The organism is Pseudomonas sp. GGS8 (genome assembly GCF_024168645.1).
Classification (GTDB): Bacteria; Pseudomonadota; Gammaproteobacteria; order Pseudomonadales; family Pseudomonadaceae; genus Aquipseudomonas.
This window is the reverse complement of record NZ_JALJWF010000001.1, coordinates 1,955,616-1,972,874: the sequence shown is the minus strand read 5'-3', so window position 1 is coordinate 1,972,874 and position 17,259 is coordinate 1,955,616. Positions and strand designations below refer to the sequence as shown.

General features: G+C 60.1%; 15 protein-coding genes. 11 read left to right on the top strand and 4 right to left on the bottom strand.

Translation table 11 applies throughout. The features are described from left to right. Positions 1 to 64: 64 nt before the first annotated feature. A complete protein-coding gene (locus tag J3D54_RS08625) occupies positions 65 to 982 on the bottom strand; it encodes a LysR substrate-binding domain-containing protein (protein ID WP_253417525.1) in 918 nt (305 codons plus the stop codon). Between the two features lie 180 nt (positions 983 to 1,162). On the opposite strand from J3D54_RS08625, the gene aspA reads away from it, so the two are divergent. Continuing rightward, complete coding sequence (gene aspA, locus J3D54_RS08620; RefSeq protein ID WP_253417524.1) at positions 1,163 to 2,587, top strand: aspartate ammonia-lyase; 1,425 nt, start codon at positions 1,163 to 1,165, stop codon at positions 2,585 to 2,587. Positions 2,588 to 2,643: 56 nt separating this feature from the next. Here aspA and J3D54_RS08615 read toward each other — a convergent pair whose 3' ends face one another. Then, a complete protein-coding gene (locus tag J3D54_RS08615; protein ID WP_253417523.1) occupies positions 2,644 to 2,868 on the bottom strand; it encodes a hypothetical protein in 225 nt (74 codons plus the stop codon). 206 nt (positions 2,869 to 3,074) lie between these two features. Between J3D54_RS08615 and J3D54_RS08610 the strand changes: the two genes are divergently transcribed. The 5 genes from J3D54_RS08610 to J3D54_RS08590 all read left to right on the top strand — a co-directional run bounded on the left by J3D54_RS08610 (position 3,075) and on the right by J3D54_RS08590 (position 9,259). Continuing rightward, positions 3,075 to 4,526 (top strand): sodium:alanine symporter family protein, encoded by a 1,452-nt coding sequence (locus J3D54_RS08610; protein WP_253417522.1) that lies wholly within the window; start codon positions 3,075 to 3,077, stop codon positions 4,524 to 4,526. A gap of 148 nt (positions 4,527 to 4,674) precedes the next feature. Beyond that, complete coding sequence (locus J3D54_RS08605) at positions 4,675 to 5,679, top strand: asparaginase (RefSeq protein ID WP_253417521.1); 1,005 nt, start codon at positions 4,675 to 4,677, stop codon at positions 5,677 to 5,679. A gap of 164 nt (positions 5,680 to 5,843) precedes the next feature. Then, positions 5,844 to 6,836, top strand: coding sequence for an AraC family transcriptional regulator (locus tag J3D54_RS08600; protein WP_253417520.1), 993 nt, complete (start codon positions 5,844 to 5,846; stop codon positions 6,834 to 6,836). A 278-nt stretch (positions 6,837 to 7,114) separates the two neighbouring features. Continuing rightward, a complete protein-coding gene (locus J3D54_RS08595; protein WP_253417519.1) occupies positions 7,115 to 8,146 on the top strand; it encodes a histone deacetylase family protein in 1,032 nt (343 codons plus the stop codon). Between the two features lie 12 nt (positions 8,147 to 8,158). Next, a complete protein-coding gene (locus J3D54_RS08590; RefSeq protein WP_253417518.1) occupies positions 8,159 to 9,259 on the top strand; it encodes a polyamine ABC transporter substrate-binding protein in 1,101 nt (366 codons plus the stop codon). A gap of 18 nt (positions 9,260 to 9,277) precedes the next feature. Here J3D54_RS08590 and J3D54_RS08585 read toward each other — a convergent pair whose 3' ends face one another. Then, positions 9,278 to 10,828, bottom strand: coding sequence for a PLP-dependent aminotransferase family protein (locus J3D54_RS08585; RefSeq protein ID WP_253417517.1), 1,551 nt, complete (start codon positions 10,826 to 10,828; stop codon positions 9,278 to 9,280). Between the two features lie 124 nt (positions 10,829 to 10,952). Here J3D54_RS08585 and J3D54_RS08580 point away from each other — a divergent pair, with 124 nt between their 5' ends. Continuing rightward, positions 10,953 to 11,399, top strand: coding sequence for a GNAT family N-acetyltransferase (locus J3D54_RS08580; protein ID WP_253417516.1), 447 nt, complete (start codon positions 10,953 to 10,955; stop codon positions 11,397 to 11,399). A 21-nt stretch (positions 11,400 to 11,420) separates the two neighbouring features. After that, complete coding sequence (locus tag J3D54_RS08575) at positions 11,421 to 12,092, top strand: GNAT family N-acetyltransferase (protein ID WP_253417515.1); 672 nt, start codon at positions 11,421 to 11,423, stop codon at positions 12,090 to 12,092. Between the two features lie 117 nt (positions 12,093 to 12,209). Here the strand turns inward: J3D54_RS08575 and J3D54_RS08570 are convergent, their stop codons facing one another. Then, positions 12,210 to 13,109, bottom strand: a complete 900-nt coding sequence (locus tag J3D54_RS08570; protein ID WP_253417514.1) for a homocysteine S-methyltransferase family protein — start codon at positions 13,107 to 13,109, stop codon at positions 12,210 to 12,212. A 112-nt stretch (positions 13,110 to 13,221) separates the two neighbouring features. Between J3D54_RS08570 and J3D54_RS08565 the strand changes: the two genes are divergently transcribed. The 3 genes from J3D54_RS08565 (at position 13,222) to J3D54_RS08555 (ending at position 17,207) form a co-directional block, all read left to right on the top strand. Next, positions 13,222 to 14,043 (top strand): ABC transporter substrate-binding protein, encoded by an 822-nt coding sequence (locus J3D54_RS08565; RefSeq protein ID WP_253417513.1) that lies wholly within the window; start codon positions 13,222 to 13,224, stop codon positions 14,041 to 14,043. Continuing rightward, positions 14,040 to 14,873, top strand: coding sequence for an amino acid ABC transporter permease (locus tag J3D54_RS08560; RefSeq protein WP_253417512.1), 834 nt, complete (start codon positions 14,040 to 14,042; stop codon positions 14,871 to 14,873). Before J3D54_RS08565 ends, J3D54_RS08560 begins: the two co-directional genes overlap by 4 nt. Before the next feature lie 249 nt (positions 14,874 to 15,122). Beyond that, positions 15,123 to 17,207 (top strand): autotransporter domain-containing protein, encoded by a 2,085-nt coding sequence (locus J3D54_RS08555; RefSeq protein WP_253426541.1) that lies wholly within the window; start codon positions 15,123 to 15,125, stop codon positions 17,205 to 17,207. The last annotated feature ends 52 nt before the right edge of the window (positions 17,208 to 17,259 follow it).

Here is a 17,259-nt window from a genome sequence, read left to right as displayed (position 1 = left end):
ATTGATGTTGAATATACCGGCCCCTTCGCGGGCAAGCCCGCTCCCACAGGGTTATTCATTGTGCTCAGGATCCGGTCGTGCCTTGTGCCGCCGCGCCTTCCAGTTTGCGCCACAGCAACCGCACATTCGCCTTGCGCACCAGCGCGCAGCGATACAGACGAATCTCCAGCGGCACATGCCACTGCGGGCCGCCGCAGATCACCAGTTCGCCCCGGGCAAGTTCCGCACGCACGCTCAATTGCGGCACCCAGGCGATGCCCAGACCTTCCAGAGCCATGCTCTTCAGGCTGTCAGCCATGGCGGTTTCGTAGATCGTGGTGAAGCGCAAGGCGCGCTGACGCAGCAAGCCGTTCACCGAACGCCCGAGAAACGCCCCGGCGCTGTAGGCCAGCAAAGGCACGCTGGTCTCGCCTTCCAGGTCGAATAATGGTTTGCCATCGGCATCGGCCGCGCACACCGGGAGCATTTCAGTGTCGCCCAGATGCAGCGACGGAAAAATTTCCGGGTCCATTTGCATCGCAGAGTCCGGATCATAGAACGCCAGCATCAGGTCACAACCGCCTTCACGCAGTGCATGCACCGCGTCACCCACGTTGGTGGCCACCAGTCGGGTGGCGATGTTCAGCCCTTCGTTGCGCAATTGTGCGATCCAGCGCGGAAAGAAACCCAGCGCCAGGGAGTGGGCGGCGGCGATTTGTATCACCTCGCCCTGCCCGCCTTCCAGGTGATGAAGATGACGCAACACTTCACCCAATTGTTCGACCACGGTTCGCGCGGTGACAAGAAACAGCTGCCCCGCCGCTGTCAGCTCGACCGGGGTGCGAGAGCGATTGACCAGGGTCAGCCCCAGCGCGGCTTCGAGGCTGCGGATCCGCCGGCTGAAGGCAGGCTGGGTCACGAAGCGTCTTTCGGCCGCCTGAGAGAAGCTGCGGGTGGCAGCCAGAGCACTAAAGTCCTCCAGCCATTTGCTTTCCAGATTCATCACGCCCTCCCGGCCATGCACCAATTTAGGTCGCACGTTCGCCGCGTACGCGGCGTCACACGGGCATTATGCCGAATATGCATAGGCTAGTGTTTAACAGCATTGGCCCAAAATTTTTCACAAGCCTAGCATTTGCGCTGTTCCGGCACAGACCGGGTCCATATCGAGATGATTTCTATCATGTCCTCCGCTGCATCTTTCCGCACAGAAAAAGACCTGCTTGGCGTACTCGAAGTACCTGCTCAAGCGTATTACGGCATCCAGACCCTGCGAGCGGTGAACAACTTCCGTCTCTCCGGCGTTCCGATTTCGCATTACCCGAAACTGGTTGTTGGTCTGGCGATGGTCAAACAGGCCGCCGCTGACGCCAACCGCGAGCTGGGTCACCTGAGCGAAGCCAAGCACGCTGCCATCAGCGAAGCCTGTGCCCGATTGATCCGCGGCGATTTCCACGAAGAGTTCGTGGTGGACATGATTCAAGGCGGCGCTGGCACTTCAACCAACATGAATGCCAACGAAGTCATCGCCAACATCGCGCTGGAGGCCATGGGCCACAGCAAGGGCGAATACCAATACCTGCACCCGAACAACGACGTGAACATGGCGCAGTCGACCAACGACGCCTACCCAACGGCCATCCGCCTGGGTCTGCTGTTGGGTCACGACGCGCTGCTGGCCAGCCTCGACAGCCTGATCCAGTCGTTCGCCGCCAAAGGTGAAGAATTCAGCCACGTTCTGAAGATGGGTCGTACCCAGCTGCAAGACGCCGTGCCGATGACCCTGGGCCAGGAATTCCGCGCCTTCGCCACCACCCTGAGCGAAGACCTGGCGCGCCTGAAAACCCTGGCACCTGAGCTGCTGACCGAAGTGAACCTGGGCGGCACCGCGATCGGTACCGGCATCAACGCCGACCCGCGTTACCAGGCCCTGGCCGTTCAGCGTCTGGCAACTATCAGCGGTCAACCGCTGGTGCCAGCCGCCGACCTGATCGAAGCCACCTCCGACATGGGCGCCTTCGTGCTGTTCTCCGGCATGCTCAAGCGCACCGCGGTCAAGCTGTCGAAGATCTGCAACGACCTGCGTCTGCTGTCCAGCGGTCCACGCACCGGCATCAACGAAATCAACCTGCCGGCGCGTCAGCCAGGCAGCTCGATCATGCCAGGCAAGGTCAACCCGGTAATCCCGGAAGCGGTTAACCAGGTAGCGTTCCAGATCATCGGCAACGACCTGGCCCTGACCATCGCGGCCGAAGGCGGCCAACTGCAACTGAACGTGATGGAGCCGCTGATCGCGTTCAAGATCTTCGACTCGATCCGCCTGCTGCAACGCGCCATGGACATGCTGCGCGAGCACTGCATCGTCGGCATCACCGCCAACGAAGAACGCTGCCGTGAACTGGTCGAACACTCGATCGGCCTGGTCACCGCGCTGAACCCGTACATCGGCTATGAAAACGCCACCCGCATTGCCCGTGTCGCTCTTGAAAGCGGCCGCGGCGTGCTGGAACTGGTGCGCGAAGAACGTTTGCTCGACGAAGAAATGCTCGCCGACATCCTGCGCCCGGAAAACATGATTGCTCCGCGTCTGGTGCCTTTGAAGGCTTAACCGAACGCAGGCTCTTTTGAAGAGCACGCTCACCAGGTCGAGGGACTAGACACCTCTCACCTTTTGAGGGCTTGGGGATCTACTCCCTCAAGCCCTTTTTTTTCAACACTTTTGCGGATTTTACGAACATGTTGAATGTTTTCAGTGCCGCAAAGATCGCAGCCTTCGGCAGCTTCTACCGGGTTTGACAGATCCCCGTAAAGGCTGCCGAAGGCTGCGATTTTTTGATTTTGCAGCGTTCGTTTCGTCGCTTGCACCACAACCGTGCAGACGGACGGCACGCTCCTATGTATAGTGCCGGCCCTCTTCGTGTGAGTAGTCGTCGATAACGAGGCCCAAACCCATGCGAACCCGAACTAATAACAACCCGCGAAATGGAACAGGGACGAACCTTCGACCCACCTGTTGTGCCACGCACGATCCGGTGTAACGCGATGTGTCGACCACCCCAGTATTCGCACACACAAAAAATAGCGAGGAATAATCCATGCTCGAAGTCATCAACGACTTCCTCTCAGGGAAAGTACTGATCGCGCTCATTGTCGGGCTCGGTAGCTACTTCACGATCCGCTCGCGTTTCGTCCAATTGCGCCACTTCTTCCACATGTTCGCGGTGTTCCGCGACAGCCTGCGCAGCAGCGCCGGTCAACTCAGTTCGTTCCAGGCCCTGATGCTCAGCCTCGCGGGCCGCGTTGGTGCGGGCAACATCGCCGGTGTCGGTATCGCCGTGACCCTCGGTGGCCCCGGTGCGGTATTCTGGATGTGGGTGACTGCGCTGGTCGGCATGTCCAGCAGCTTCTTCGAATGCTCCCTCGGCCAGCTCTACAAGCGCTGCGACTCCGAAGGCCAGTTCCGTGGCGGCCCGTCCTACTACATCCAGCACGGCCTGCAGAAACGCTGGTTGGGCATGGTCATGGCCGTGCTGCTGCTGGTGACCTTCGGCTTCGCCTTCAACGGCCTGCAATCCCACGCCGTGACCCACTCGCTGAACAACGCTTTCGGCCTCGACACCACGTACACCGGGCTGGCCCTGGCGGTATTGCTGGGTCTGGTGTTCATCGGCGGTATCAAGCGGATCGCCAAGGTCGCTGACCTGCTGGTACCGGTGAAAACCCTGGTGTACATCGGCGTGACCATCTACGTGATCGTGCTGCAGTTCGACCATGTTCCGGGCATGCTGATGACCATCGTCAAAAGCGCCTTCGGTCTGGACCAGGCGTTCGGCGGCCTGATCGGCAGCGCTATCGTCATGGGCGTGAAGCGTGGCGTGTTCGCCAACGAAGCGGGCCTGGGCAGTGCGCCGAACGTGGCCGCCGTGGCCGCGGTCGAGCACCCGGTAGCGCAAGGTGTGGTTCAGGCGTTCAGCGTGTTCCTCGACACTTTCGTGATCTGCACCTGCACCGCGCTGCTGATCCTGCTGTCGGGCTTCTACACCCCAGGCTTCGAAGGCGACGGCATTGCCCTGACCCAGAACTCCCTGGCTGCAGTGGTCGGTGACTGGGGCCGGATGTTTATTTCCGTGGCGCTGGCGTTGTTCGTGTTCACCTCGATCCTCTACAACTACTACCTGGGCGAGAACAGCCTGCGCTTCCTGGTCGGTGAAAACCGTAAGGCGCTGATGGGCTACCGCGCGCTGGTACTGGCGTTGATCTTCTGGGGTGCCATCGAGAACCTGAGCACGGTGTTCGCGTTCGCCGACATCACCATGACCCTGCTGGCGTTCGTCAACCTGATCGCGCTGTTCCTGCTGTTCAAGGTCGGCATGCGCATCCTGCGTGACTACGATGACCAGCGTGCCGCCGGCATCAAGACCCCAGTGTTCGATTCGAGCAAGTTCCCGGATCTGGACCTGGACCTGCAAGCCTGGCCGGCCAACCCGCCAGCCACCGCGCCTCAGGCACAGGCACAGCCTGCAGGCGCTACCGCAGCGCAACGCTGATCGGTAAAAAACCGGGCGCATCCCCTGCGCCCGGCGTGACACAACGTATGACCGGCGTCATGCTCGGTCGTACGTTGTTTTGGTGTCGGGCCTGACGTCCAATCGCGAGCAGGCTCGTTCCCACAAGTCATCGTTTTCGGAGACCTCCATGAATTCCTCGACCTACCCTGCCGCCCAAACCGTCATGGTGCTCTACACCGGTGGCACCATCGGCATGCAAGCCAGCGCCCACGGCCTGGCCCCGGCGTCCGGCTTCGAAATGCGGATGCGCGACTACCTGCACAGCCAGCCTGAGCTGGTGGTGCCGCAGTGGCGTTTTCGCGAGATGTCGCCGCTGATCGACAGCGCCAACATGACACCCGCGTACTGGCAGCAACTGCGTGAAGCGGTGGTCGACGCCGTTGATGTCCAGGGCTGCGACAGCGTGTTGATCCTGCATGGCACCGACACCCTGGCCTACAGCGCCGCGGCCATGAGCTTTCAGTTGCTCGGCCTGAACGCCCGCGTATGTTTCACCGGCTCCATGCTGCCGGCCGGCGTGACCGACAGTGATGCCTGGGAAAACCTCGGCGGTGCGTTGGTTGCTCTGGGCCAAGGTCTGGCGCCCGGCGTTCATCTGTACTTCCATGGCGAACTGCTCGACCCGACCCGTTGCGCGAAAGTACGCAGCTTCGGTCGGCATCCGTTCAAGCGGCTGGAGCGTCAGGGTGGCGGCGTGAAAGTATCCTCGATGCCTGAGCGGCTGAACTACAACCAGCCTAAACAGCTGGCGAAGGTCGCGGTGCTGCCGCTGTTCCCCGGCATCGGTGCCGAGATACTGGACGGTCTGCTCGATAGCGGCATTCGGGGTTTGGTGCTGGAATGTTATGGCAGTGGAACCGGGCCGAGCGACAACCCTGAATTTCTCGCCAGCCTGGGCCGTGCGCGGGACAAAGGTGTGGTGGTGGTCGCGGTCACGCAATGCCATGACGGTGGCGTGAAGCTCGACGTGTATGAGGCGGGTAGTCGCTTGCGTGACGCCGGTCTATTGTCCGGTGGTGGCATGACCCGCGAGGCGGCATTCGGCAAGTTGCATGCACTGTTGGGTGCAGGCCTTGAAACCGCTGAAATTCGGCGGCTGGTCGAACTCGACCTGTGCGGCGAACTTATCTGACACAACAAAATACCTGTGGGAGCGGGCTTGCCCGCGAAAGCGGTGGTCCAGTCACTGGAGATGCGTCGAATGTACTGGCCTCTTCGCGGGCAAGCCCGCTCCCACAGGATCGTCGTTGGGCATATAACTTGCTCGCCTCCAGCTACTAACGGCTGGAACTACCTATGCTCCACTCCCACCTCACCACCCTCAACGCTGTCTCCCTGGTGCTCAATACCTTCAAGGCCGAAGGCCTGCCCAGCGAGGCGTTATTGGCCGGCAGCGGTATCAGCGCGGCAGATCTAAGCCGGGCGGACACGCGCATCACCACCAATCAAGAGATGCTGGTGTGCGCCAACGCCGTCGCATTACGCCGCGATATCGGTCTGGAGTTGGGCCGGCGGATGCACGTTTCTTCCTACGGCATGCTCGGGTACGCCTTACTCACCAGCGCCACTTTAGGTGACGCCTTGCAGTTGGCGCTGCACTATCCGGCGCTATTGGGAACACTGTTCGAGTTGAGCCTGGAGGAGGATGGCGAGCGCATCTGGCTCACCGCTGGCGACTATCGGGAAAACCCCGCGCTGGCACCGTTCAATGTCGAGTTTTGTCTGGTCTCGATGAAAGTCACCTGCGAAGACCTGCTCGGCCACCCTCTGCCTCTGCTCGACGCTCGCTTCGATTACCCGGCACCGGACTATCAGGCGCGCTACACCGAGCGTTTCGACTGTCCGTTGCAGTTTGATGCAGCGTCCAACGGATTTGCCTTCGACAAACGCTGGCTCGAACACCCCCTGCCGCTGGCCGACGCGATCACCCATCAGGCCATGGCCGAGCGCTGTCGCAAGCAGAACACCGAGTTCACTGGGCGTCAGGCGTGGCTCGGGCGCATCCGCCAATTGCTCGCCGCGCAATTGAGCGCGGCGCCTGGCCTGGACGGGCTGGCCGAGCAGTTGAACTGCTCGGCGCGCACCCTGCGCCGACATCTGAAGGACCTGGGATGCAGCTATCAGGAACTGCTCGATGAACTGCGATTCGAACAGGCCAAACGAATGCTCTGCGAGGATCAACTGCCGATCTATCAGATCGCCGAAGCATTGGGGTTCAGCGAGACCGCAAGCTTCCGGCATGCGTTTGTGCGCTGGAGTGGCGTGGCGCCCAGCCAGTTTCGCCCTTGAGCCGCCCCTGTGGCGAGGGAGCTTGCTCCCGTTGGTCTGCGCAGCAGACCCAAACCGAAAACCGCATTCCTCCCTTCAGATAGCAGTTGCCGGGTAACGACTGCTGCGCAGCCGAGCGGGACGGTGCGGCGATCCGACAAGCTCCCTCGCCACAAAGGGGCGAATTTCGGTCAAATGTTTTGGCCATATCGATCCCCTTTTGGCCTTTCCTGCCGTTCTCCCAAACATCGCCTGCCGCAAGACTGTGTGCAAACCGAATCAGCCTGCGGAGAACAACAATGCTGACGATCTACTCAGACGACCACCACCTGCATCATGGCCGTTGTGAATTGATGGACGGGCAATTGATGCCCTGCTTCGAAATGCCTTCACGGGCCGACCATGTGCTGGCACGCGTACAGTCCCGCCGTCTGGGCCCGGTGGAGGCACCGCAGGATTTCGGTCTCGGGCCGATCGAACGCATCCACAGCCGCGACTATCTCGACTTTTTCAAAGGTGCCTGGGCGCGCTGGACCGAGTTCAATACCGACGGCGACTTGCTGCCCTATACCTGGCCGGCCCGCACCCTGCGCCGAATCATGCCCAGCAGCCTGCACGGCCAACTCGGCTATTACAGCTTCGACGGTGGTGCACCGATTACCGCCGGCACCTGGCAAGCAGCGTACAGCGCAGCGCAAGTAGCCCTCACGGCCCAAGCAGCGATCCAGCACGGCGCCCGCAGTGCCTTCGCCCTGTGTCGTCCACCGGGACACCATGCCGCCAGCGATTTGATGGGCGGTTATTGCTACCTCAACAACGCGGCCATCGCCGCCCAGGCCTTCCTCGATCAAGGCCACAAAAAGGTCGCGATCCTCGATGTCGATTACCACCACGGCAATGGCACTCAGTCGATCTTCTACGAACGCAGCGACGTGCTGTTCACCTCGATCCACGGTCATCCAGAAGCCGAGTTTCCGTTCTTTCTCGGCTACGAAGACGAACGCGGTGAAGGCGCAGGCGAAGGGTTCAACTTCAACTACCCATTGCCCGCCGGCAGCGCTTGGGACCGTTGGAGCGCCGCACTGGAGCAAGCCTGCAAAGAGATCGAAACGTACGGCGCCGACATCATTGTCGTATCCCTGGGCGTCGATACGTTCAAGGACGATCCCATCTCCCAATTCAAACTCGACAGCCCGGATTACCTGGCGATGGGCGCGCGCATCGCGGGCCTCGGCAAGCCGACGCTGTTCGTGATGGAAGGCGGTTACGCGGTAGAAGAAATCGGCATCAATGCCGTGAACGTACTCGAAGGTTTTGAAAGCGCCCAATGAGGAATTAGCACAATGACCCGACTCAAGCGTCTTATCGCTCCAGCTCTATGCGCCACGCTACTCAGTGGCGCCGTTCACGCAGAAGAACGTACGTTGCGGGTGTACAACTGGTTCGACTACATCACCCCCAAAGCACTGGAAGATTTCAAGGCTCAGAACACCCAGACCAAACTGGTCTACGACATCTTCGACACCAACGAAGCACTCGAAGCCAAGTTGCTGACCGGCAACTCCGGCTACGACGTGGTGGTGCCGTCCAACGTGTTTCTCGCCAAGCAGATCGAAGCCGGCGTCTTCCAGCCAGTGGACCGCAGCAAACTGCCGAACTGGAACCACCTCGATCCCAAGCTGATGAAGCTGATCGAAGCCAACGACCCGGGTAACAAATTTGCTGTGCCCTACATGTACGGCACCATCCTGATCGGCTTCAACCCGGCCAAGATCAAGGCCGCGCTGGGCGACAACGCCCCCGTGAACAGCTGGGACCTGATCTTCAAGGAAGAGAACATCAGCAAGCTCAAGCAGTGCGGCGTGGCCCTGCTCGACTCACCGTCGGAGATCCTGCCGCTGGCCCTGCAACACCTCGGCCTGGACCCCAACAGCAAGAAGCCGGCGGACTACGCCAAGGCTGAAGCCCTACTGATGAAGATCCGGCCGTACATCACCTACTTCCATTCGTCCAAGTACATGGCCGACATCGCCAACGGTGACATCTGCGTCGCGGTCGGTTACTCCGGCAGCTTCTCCCAGGCCGCCAACCGCGCCAAGGAAGCCAAGAACGGTGTGATCGTCGACATGCGCCTGCCCAAGGAAGGCGCGCCGATCTGGTTCGACATGCTCGCGATCCCCAAAGGCGCGAAAAACCCGGAAGACGCCTACTCCTTCATCAACTACCTGCTGCAACCTCAGGTCATCGCCCCCGTCAGCGACTTCGTTGGCTACCCGAACCCGAACAAGGACGCCACGGAAATGGTCGACCCGGCGATTCGCAACAACCCGAACCTGTACCCGACCGAAACGACGATGAGCACGCTTTACACCCTGCAACCCTTGCCTCGCGATGCCGAACGGGCGCGGACCCGGGCCTGGACCAAGATCAAATCGGGTACTTGAACACAACGACTGGCGGGCTCACCCCCGCCAGACCTGCCGCAACCGGGCCAGCGCCGATTCAATGGCCGGCTCTGGCACCGCAGCAAAACCCAAAACCAACCCGGCTCGCTGATCCAGCGGCGTCTGCGAGTCGGGCAACCAGTAATTGCTCAAGCCATTGATCTCGACGCCCACGCTTTGTGCTTTGGCAACCAACTCGCGCTCGCGGGCGATGCTGTTCACCGATACCGTCACATGCAGGCCAGCCGCCACACTGGCGATAGCGCCAACGCCTTCGATGTACTCAGGCCAATGGGCCAACAGACAATTGCGCCGACTCAGGGCGGCACGCCGCATCCGGCGAATGTGCCGCTGAAAATGCCCGGCCGCCATGAACTCGGCCATCACCGCCTGAGTGCTCACCTCGGAATGGCGCATATCCACCGCCCGACGTTGCGCGAACGCCTCCACCAGACCCGGGGGCAACACCAGATACCCCAGACGCAACGCCGGAAAGGCGACCTTGCCGAAGGTGCCGACATACAGCACCCGCCCATGGCGATCGAGTGCCGCCAACGGCGCCAGTGGCGCGCCGCTGTAACGGTACTCGCCATCGTAGTCGTCCTCGATGATCCAGCCCTGGTTGCGCTCGGCCCAGGCGAGCAGTTCCAGGCGCCGGGCCAGGCTCATGACCACACCGGTCGGGTATTGATGGGAAGGCGTGACGTAAGCCAGCCGACAATCGCTCAACTGCGCCAGCGCGCTGCAGTCGATCCCTTCTTCATCCACCGGCACACCGTGCAACCGTGCACCGGCTACCGCAAAGGCATGACCGGCGGCGCAATAACCCGGATTTTCAATCCCCACCCCATCGCCAGGCTCCACCAGCAACTGTGCACAAAGGCTGATCCCTTGCTGTGCGCCACTGGTGATCACAATTTGCTCAGCGGTGCACTGCATGCCTCTCGAGCTGCGCAAGTAGGCAGCAATCAAGCCGCGCAAGCGCTCATCGCCTGCCGGATCGCCATAACACAGTTGCTGTAAATCCCGCTTACGCCAGAAAGCCGCATTCAGCTTGGCCCAGACCTCGAAAGGGAACAGATCGAACGCCGGCACACCGACCCTGAATGCGCGCGGCGGACCACTGGGCGGCACGGGCAAATGATTCTTTTCAACGCGCCCCAAAGCGCCGCCGTGGATAACTTTACTGGATGAAACAACAGGTAAATCCAGCCAATCTGTGGATAAAGCTGTGGACAACTCTGTTGAAAACCCTGTGGGTAATTTTGTGGATAATTTTTTCACCGGCAACGCCGCCTGAGGCAATTGCGCAATGTAAGTCCCGTCGCCCACACGCCCTTCGATGAAGCCCTCAGCGTAAAGCTGATCGTAGGCACGGACCACGCTGTTGCGGGAAATCGATAAGGCCGCCGCCAGATCGCGACTGGCCGGCAGTCGCGTGCCGCTGGCCAATCGTCCGTCGAGCACGCGTACCCGCAGCGCTTGATAGAGCTGACGGCTCAGACCCTGGCGGCGGTCGAGTTCGATGCCCGCCGGGTTGAACGACGAGGGGAGCGGCGTATTCGACATGACAATGGACCTATGAAATTGGTCATTAATGGCTCTTACAACAGACCATTAGCCTGCCTAGGATAAAGGCATTCGCCAAGGAATTTTCCACGTACCTGCCACTTTGACGCGTTAAGGAATGAACATGAGTCAGATCGACATCCGCCAGGTCACCGCCGACGATCACGCTGCCTGGCTGCCGTTGTGGCAAGCCTACTTGCGCTTTTACAACACCGAACTACCCGAGGCGGTCACTCAAAGCACCTGGCAGCGCCTGCTCGACCCGAACGAACCGACCCACGGGGCGCTCGCCTGGGCCGATGGCAAAGCGGTGGGCATGGTGCATTTCATCTATCACCGCTCGAACTGGAGCATCGAAAACTCCTGTTACCTGCAAGACTTACTGGTGACGCCTGAAACCCGTGGCACCGGCGTCGGTCGGCAACTGATCGAATTCGTCTACAGCACGGCCAAGGCGGACGGGTGCTGCAAGGTCCATTGGCTGACCCACGAAACCAACGCCACCGCGATCCAGCTCTATGAGCGCATCGCCGAACGTCCCGGTTTCATCCAGTTTCGCAAAGCCCTTTAAGTAAGGTTTAAGGAGAGCAGCATGTCGACTTCACTCGCGGACTGGAAAGGCGTTCCGCCGCCCTCGGTTCATCTGATCGAAGGACGTTTCATCCGCCTGGAAAAACTTGACCCGGCGCGTCACGCCGACGGTTTGTGGAAAGCCCTGGAAGGCCCGGGCTCGGACCCTAAACTCTGGGATTATTTGCCTTATGGTCCTTTCCCGGAGCGCAGCGCGTTCAACGACTGGCTGAACAACCATGCAGCCAACAGCGATCCGTATTTCTTCAGCGTGATCGACCGTGTCAGCGGCGACGTGCAGGGCCTGCTCAGCCTGATGTCGATTGTTCCTGCTCAGGGTCGCATCGAGATCGGCCATGTGACCTTCGGCGCACCGATGCAGCGTTCGCCGAAAAGCACCGAGGCGGTTTACCTGCTGGCCAGGGAATCCTTTGCCCTGGGTTACCGGCGTCTGGAGTGGAAGTGCAACAACGGCAATGCCCGCTCCAAATACGCGGCGGAGCGCTTGGGGTTCAGTTTTGAGGGGGTGTTTCGCCAACACATGGTGGTCAAGGGTCAGAACCGCGACACGGCGTGGTATTCGATTCTGGATTCGGAATGGCCGGTGATTCAGGCGGGGTTCGAGCGGTGGTTGAGCGATGAGAACCAGACGGAATCGGGGCAGGTGAAAACGTTGGCGGAGTGCCGCAAATAAATTGTCGTCTGGTTGGACGTCTTCGCGAGCAAGCCCGCTCCCACAGGGTTTTGGACTGGCCACAAAACTGTGATCAGCTTCCAATCCATGTGGGAGCGGGCTTGCTCGCGAATGGCGTTACGCCAGTTTCTGGGCGAGCACCGCAATATGCTCCGGCCCGATCCCGCAGCACCCGCCCAAATGGCTGGCCCCGCGCTTCTGCCAATCGGCCGCCCACTGCAGGTAACCCGGTGGGTCGAGATCGTCACGCAGCGGGTCCAGACCGTCGTTGGCCGTGGCCTCTTTCGGCTGCGGCGGGAAGGCATTGGCGTACGCGCCAATGTGAATCTTCACTCCCAAGCGCTCGAAGGTTTCCCGCGCCGCATCAATCGCCGCGCCGATCACCTCCGGCTGGCTGCAATTGAACAGCAAAGTCTCGACCCCCAACTCAGCCGCCACCACAGCGGCCTCAGCCACGGGTTCACCGGAGCGCAAACGCGGCACTTCGTCGGTGTCTTCATCCTTCAAGGTAAACGACAGCCAGAACGGTTTGCCGTCCTTCGGCAGACCGGCATGGATCGCCCGTGCCTCGACGATCGAGCTCTGGGTTTCGGCCAACCACAGGTCAACATGAGGCGCCAGGCCATTGACCAGAGGGCTCAGCAGTTCAGTCACTCGAGCAGCGTCGAACAAATCCGGGCGGTAAGAGCCAAACAACGGCGGCAATGAACCGGCCACACGCACCGGTTGGCCCGACGCATCGACAGCACGCCGAGCCAGCTCACCGGCCAATGCCGCAAGGGCCTGGCCTTCAGCCGCGAAACGCTCTTCGCCAATGTGGAACGGCACCACCGCGTAACTGTTGCTGGTGATCACGTTGGCACCGCTTTCGATATAAGCCGCGTGCACTGCCTCCACGGCTCGCGGCGCCTCGCTCAAGGCCAGCGCCGACCACTCGGGTTGCCGGAACGGCGCCCCCCGACGTTGCAGCTCGCGACCCATGCCGCCATCCAGAATTACCGTGCTGTTTGCGCCCATATGCTTTTCACTCATAAGCTTATGAAAATAACTCACTATCAGAGTCGTTCTTATAACTATTTAATGCGCACCATACGGTTAATAACAACCTCTTTTTTTTCAGGGATCAACTGTGAAATTTCAACCGCTGCTGGCCCTGGGCCTGACGATTCTAGCTGCCTCCACCCAAGTCTTTGCGGGCGCCACCCTGGATCGCATCGAACAAAAGAAAGAACTGGTCGGCGTGTTGATGGAAAGCTATCCACCCTTCTCGTTCCTCAACGATCAAAACCAGCTCGACGGTTTCGACGTTGAGGTGGCCAAGGCCGTGGCAGACAAGCTGGGCGTCAAGCTGCGCCTGGAAACGCCGTCCTGGGATGTGATCGCCGCCGGCCGCTGGAGCGGGCGTTACGACATCTGCATCTGTTCCATGACCCCGAGCAAGGCCCGCGCCGAAGTCTTCGATTTCCCGGTCGAGTACTACGCCTCTCCCGCCGTGATCGTGGTCAATGCCAAGGACGATAGCATCCACAGCGCCAAGGACCTGAGCGGCAAGAAAGTCGGCCTCACCAGCGCCTCCAGCTATGAAAGTTACCTGAACAAAAACCTGGTGATCGAAGGGGCTGAGGACACCCAATTGCAGTACCCGTTCGAGAACGTGCAGATCGCTCCATATGACACTGACAATGTGGCATTCCAGGATCTGGGCCTGGGCGCTGGCGTGCGTCTGGACGCGATCCTCACCAACCTCGTCACCGCGCAACCGCGCCTGAACGAAGACAAACGCTTCAAACTCGCTGGCCAGCCGTTGTACTCGGAGCCGAACTCGGTGGCCATCGAAAAAGGCGACGCGCAGTGGGACGCCAAAGTGCGTGAGGTGTTCGCTCAGTTGAAACAGGACGGCACCTTGAGCAAGCTGTCGCAAAAATGGATCGGCGCCGACATCAGCAAATGACTTCTTTCCCCAAACCTCCTCAGCCACCGCAACCGGTGGTTGAGTCTTTACTGCAACGGGTCTTCGGCTTCCGTACCCGGCTGTACCTGACTTGGGCGGCGATGTTCGGGTTGTTTGCGAGTTTCTTCCTGAGCTTCGACCTGAAGTTCTCGATCATCCTCGACAAACTGCCGAACCTGATCGGCCTGCACCTGGCGCCCAACGGCTTTCTGCAAGGCGCGGCGCTGACGCTGTTTTTGTGCCTGTGCTCGATTGTGGCTTCGTCGCTGCTGGGCTTCATCACCGCCCTGGCTCGACTGTCGAAAAGCGCCGTGGCGTTCGGCATCGCGAGTTTCTATGCCTCATTCTTTCGCGGCACGCCGCTGCTGATCCAGATATTGCTCATCTACCTCGGCTTGCCGCAATTGGGCATCGTGCCGGGCGCCATCGCCGCCGGCATCATTGCCCTGTCGCTGAACTATGGCGCCTACCTGAGCGAAATCTTCCGCGCCGGCATCCTTGGTGTCCCCCATGGCCAACGCGAAGCATCGCTGGCCCTGGGCATGCGCGAAACCGTGATCTTCTGGCGCGTCACCCTGCCCCAGGCCATGCGCACCATCATCCCGCCCACCACCAACCAGTTCATCTCCATGCTCAAGGACTCATCACTGATCTCGGTGATGGGGGTTTGGGAGGTGATGTTCCTGGCGCAATCGTATGGACGTTCGAGCTATCGCTATATCGAAATGCTGACGACGGCGGCGGTGATTTATTGGCTGATGTCGATTGGGTTGGAGCTGATTCAGGCAAGGATGGAGCGGCATTACGGGAAGGCGTATGTGGGCCGGTAAGAGCTGCTGAAGGCTGGGGTCTTTTGATCTGCGGCAGATGCATTTTTGCTGATGCGCTAGCCCCCTTGTCCCGATTCGCTGTAAGAAAAAGCGTCCAGTTCGGATGGGTAAAAACAGCCGCCCTCAAGCGGCTGACTATTTTCTTCACAACCTGCTGACAACCCCCGCAAGCCCGCCGGAAGCGGCTGACATCGGTACCTATAACCTCCCTTTTAGAGTTTGGCCTCCTGTCAAAAGAGGCCGTACTCGATGCCCGTTCAACACAAATACCGACCACAACACCTGTCGCTGGCCATTGCGCTTGCGCTAGGTTGCGCTGAATTTTCAAACGCCCAACAACTACCCGCGCAAGCTGAGGCGACGAATATCGCTGAGGCAACCGGGCAGCCTGATACTGAACCGCACCCGCTTACCCGGCTTCTAGCCTTTATCGAGGCGGACACCACCTTTCAAAAAGTGATTGATTCGCCGCAGCCCGCTCGACGAGGTACTTCCCTGAGACCGGAAAATAGAGATGACCTCATCATCGTCAAAAATGGTGGAAGCTTCGAAGGTCGGGTCGATGGCGGTAAAGGAACCAACGTCATACAGCTTGATGCAACTGACGGAGGCCGATTGGGGAATACCCGCAACTTCAACGGCCTGTATGTTTCACAGGGATCCTGGACGCTGACCAGTACCGGAGATTTCAACGAGGGTGTGGTGGTGCTCGATGACGGCATCCTGACCAATGACGGGGAAATCGAAGGTGGGACGATTACGGTCGGAAAGCTCTTCAACAACGGCGACAAAGGTCATGTGACAGTCGCGCACGGCGGTACTTTTGCAGGTGCAGGCACCGTCGGTGGCCTGGATGTCTCCGGCCGCGTCAACGTCGATGGATTGCATGGCGCCCCACGGGTCAAAGGCAATTTGAACCTGTCCAACTCAGCCATCCTGGCCTATGAGGTCAACCCCGACGGCCGTCACGAAACGATCAAAGTCGACGGCACCGCCAGCCTCGGCAATGCCACCCTGAAAATCGTCGCAGCACCGGGCGACTATCCGCAAACCACCCAGTACACCATTATCGAGGCCGACAAGGTCGACGGGCATTTCGGCAATATTGAAAACAATCTCGCATTCATGACGGCCACCCCGGACTACGGCGACAAAAAGGCCGTCCGCCTGACCTACGCTCGCAACAAAGTGCCGTTCGAGAGTCTCGCGACCAACGAAAACGGGCGGGAGCTCGCCCGCAGTATTGAAGAACCCAAAGCCAGTACGACGGCGCAGACACCTCCCAATACCGCGAACGCCGCTGTCACGGCCCTGCTTGCCTCCACCACCGAAACAGCCTCCCAGGCCATCGACCAACTGGACGGCGGCAACAACGCCAACCTTGCGAAAGCGACCCTGAACAGTGACAGCCCAATCAGCACGACCATGCTCTCGGCCATGCGCCAGCTGGACAGCGCTAGTAGCTACAGCAATTCCACCAGGCGCAATGCGCCACGCCTAGCCGCCGGCAGCGAAGACAATGGCCGAGTCTGGCTTCAAGCATTGGGTCACGGTGGAACGCTGGATCGCGACTACGACGCTCTGAAACACACAACCCACGGTCTGGTACTGGGAGCTGATTGGGGCATCGATGAGGAATGGCGCATCGGGGTGATGAGCGGCAAATCCGAAACGCGGCTGGACAGCCGCGGACTCGACGGCGATCTCGACAGCTGGCATTTGGGAGCTTATGCCCTACGTCAAAACGGACCAATGTCCCTGCGCCTGGGTGCGACCTACAGCAGTCACGATGGCAGCACTAAACGCCGGGTTGCCTTCAAAGGTTTCAGCGACCGCCCCGAAGGCCGTTACGATGCCAACACCCAGCAGGCCTTTGCGGAATTGGGTTACAACCTGGGGCGGACGAACGTCAGCATCGAACCGTTTGCCAGCCTGGGCTACCAGCGCTATCAGCGCGACACTTACACGGAAAAAGGTGGCGCTGCGGCTCTGAAGGTACACGGTCAAACGCAGAACAATTTGAACAGCACATTCGGCCTGCGGCTGGCGAAGCTCAACACTCTGGATAACGGCATGCAACTGACGCCACGGTTCAGTGCCGGCTGGAAACACACTTACGGGGACGTCTACAGCGATACCCGCCAACGATTGGTAACGGGCGGAAAAAACTTCACCGTTTCCGGTGCGCCGCTGGATCGTGACAGCCTGCTGGTCGATACAGGGCTGGACCTTGGATTGTCAGCAAAACACACCCTGGGCATCGGACTCACTGGCGAGATCGGCACCGACAGCCGTAACCACGGCGTGACAGGTCAGTGGCGAATGAGTTTCTAACAGCCACAAACCCAGTGCGAAAAAAAAGGGGAGCACATGCCCCCCCCGAGGT